2 protein-coding genes are annotated in these 2,626 nt (G+C 44.1%); one reads left to right on the forward strand and one right to left on the reverse strand.

The window, feature by feature from the left end; all coding sequences use genetic code 11:
* The coding region (locus VK541_RS13440) for a TonB-dependent receptor domain-containing protein (protein WP_324370845.1) at positions 1 to 2,143 on the forward strand (2,143 nt) is incomplete at its 5' end.
* Here the strand turns inward: VK541_RS13440 and VK541_RS13445 are convergent.
* Positions 2,144 to 2,626, reverse strand: a 483-nt coding sequence (locus VK541_RS13445; protein ID WP_324370846.1) for an ABC transporter substrate-binding protein, incomplete at its 5' end; no start/stop codon positions are given. It abuts the gene before it with no gap.

The following is a 2,626-nucleotide window of genomic DNA, read 5'->3' on the forward strand; positions in this document are numbered from 1 at the left end:
TTTTATGGGCTACAAGACTAAGACAATATCGGTAAAGACCAGCCCGGAAAAACCGGACCTCAATGCGGGTACAATTTATATCAGCCCCACCGAGAGCAGCCTGAAAGAGGTAGCTATTGTAGGTCAGAAAGCTTTGATAGAAAACAAAGTTGATAAACTGGTGTACAATGCAGAAGCCGATATTACCAATGCAGGCGGAGACGCTACTGATGTCATGCGCAAAGTACCTATGCTTTCTGTTGATATGAACGGAAACTTGCAGCTGCGCGGAAGTTCTGTCCGTGTGCTGATCAATGGAAAGCCATCGGGTACAATGGCCAACAGTGTGGCAGATGCGCTGAAGATGATTCCTGCTGAGCAGATCAAGAGCGTGGAGGTGATCACAAGCCCTTCGGCTAAATATGACGCAGAAGGTTCCGGGGGGATCGTCAACATCATTACTAAGAAAAGTGCTGCTGAAGGAACGAGCGGGAGTGTAAATGCTTCCGGAGGAACCAGGTCGAACAACGGTGCGTTTAACCTCAATGTGAAAACAGGCCGTCTGGCTGTAACCACCAGTCTTGGCGTAAACCATGCTTATCCGCAAAACTCAAACGTAGTGGTTTTTAACAGCTCTACACTAAATGGTGTAACCAATACAGTAAATCAAAATGGATTTTCCAAATGGTCGAGAGTCGGTTATAACGGCAGTGCAGGTTTGGATTATGACCTCAATGGTTACAATAACTTTACCACCAATGTGAAACTGAACAGTTTTTCAAACGGCGGTCCGGGCAGCTCTGATATTTTCGTGAACCAGGATTTTTCAAGGAACATCAGGGATATGGACATGAGTTTCAAAAACCTGGACTGGACCATGGATTACAGGAAGACAAGTAAAAGAGAGGGCGAAGAATTTAGTGTGTCTGCACAGCTTTCGACTGGGCGCAACGGCAGTGATTTTTCCAACCGCTTCGTCGCTGCGGGAATACCTGACGTGGAGGTGATAGGTTCTAACACTGGAAAAAACAACGAGTACACTTTACAGAGTGATTACGTTTATCCGTTTAGCAAATCGACAACCCTGGAGACAGGTGCTAAAGGGATTTTCAGAAAGATCAACAGCGATTATGATAACAGTGCACAGGATTTTGACTATGACCAGAATGTAGCCAGTGCTTATGGGGTGCTTGGTTTTAAATTGACCAAAAAGATCACCGCGAAGGCAGGGCTGAGGGCAGAGTATACCAAAATCAATGGTCTGGCGGGAAATTCTGTTCCCTTTGACAACGATTACTTCAATGTGTTCCCAAGTTTGATCTTGTCTCAAACACTAAAGGGAATGAGTACGGTAAAGGTGAGTTATAACCGCAGGGTTCAGCGTCCAAGCCTGTTTTATCTGAATCCGTTCAGAAATGAGAGTGATGTGTTTAATCCTATGGAAGGAAATCCTAACCTTTCTCCTGAGCTGACAGACAATCTTGAACTGGGTTATTCCACTTTTATTAAGGGTTCGGTGATCAATGCTTCAGTTTTTTACCGCAATACACAGGATGTAATTGAAAGTAAAATTGCACCCATTGAAGGCAACAGGAACCTGACTACCTATGACAATATAGGTACCAGCAAGTCTTATGGTTTCAATGTTTTCGGTTCTTACAATCCGAAACCGAAATGGACACTGATGGCAAATTTTGGTTTGAACACCTATGAAGTAAATAACAGCAACAGCAATGTAAACACGGGTACTTTTTTAAATTACAATGCATTTATGCGTTCTGCGTATGCATTCCCGGGCGGATGGAATATGGAGCTCTGGGGTGTGATCAATTCGCCGAGACGTACTTTCCAGGGAAAAACAGACATGATGTATTTCTATGGCGGCGCTGTTAAAAAAGAAATTTTGAACAAAAAAGCGACAATCGGTATAAATGTACTAAATCCGCTGAGCAGGGACCTCAACATTAAGACCGTAAACAATACAGCCATTTCTACGCAACGTACCGATATTCACTATCCTTTGCGTTCGTTTGGCCTTAACTTTAGTTACAACTTTGGTAAACTGAAGTTTACGCAAAAGAAAAGCATCAAGAATGACGATTTGAAGAAAGAAGAAGGCCAGGGTGGCGGCATGGGCGGCGGTATGGGTAACGGCGGCAAATAGTTATTTTTTCTTCACCGTTTTAAGGATCATCCAACTCAGCGGGTTTATAGCATACCCGCTGATGTTGTTTTGGGTCATCACTACCGACTGGTCATAAAAAATGGGAACGATGCTGGCATTGTCTATGACCATACTGTCCATCTTGTGGTACATCTTATACCGTTTTTCATTGTCAGCCTCATAATAGCTCTTTTCAAACAGCCTGTCAAATTCGTCATTGTAGTAGGCTGTATAATTTGGTCCGTTTGGCACTTTGTTTTTGGAGTAGAACATGGCGAGGTAGATTTCGCCGTCGGGGTAATCGGCTATCCAGGAGCCACGGAAGAAATTCACTTCATTTTTAGACATCAGGTCGCGGAGACTGGGACTCGGACTTACGTCGACCTTTGTCCTGATGCCGATCTCTCCGAGCTCGCCCTGTACAAATTCAATCAGATCTTTATAGGTGGTGCTGGTACTCAATGTGACCTGTGGCATGCCTTT

This window comes from Pedobacter sp., from assembly GCF_035317785.1.
In the GTDB taxonomy this organism is placed as follows: domain Bacteria; phylum Bacteroidota; class Bacteroidia; order Sphingobacteriales; family Sphingobacteriaceae; genus Pedobacter.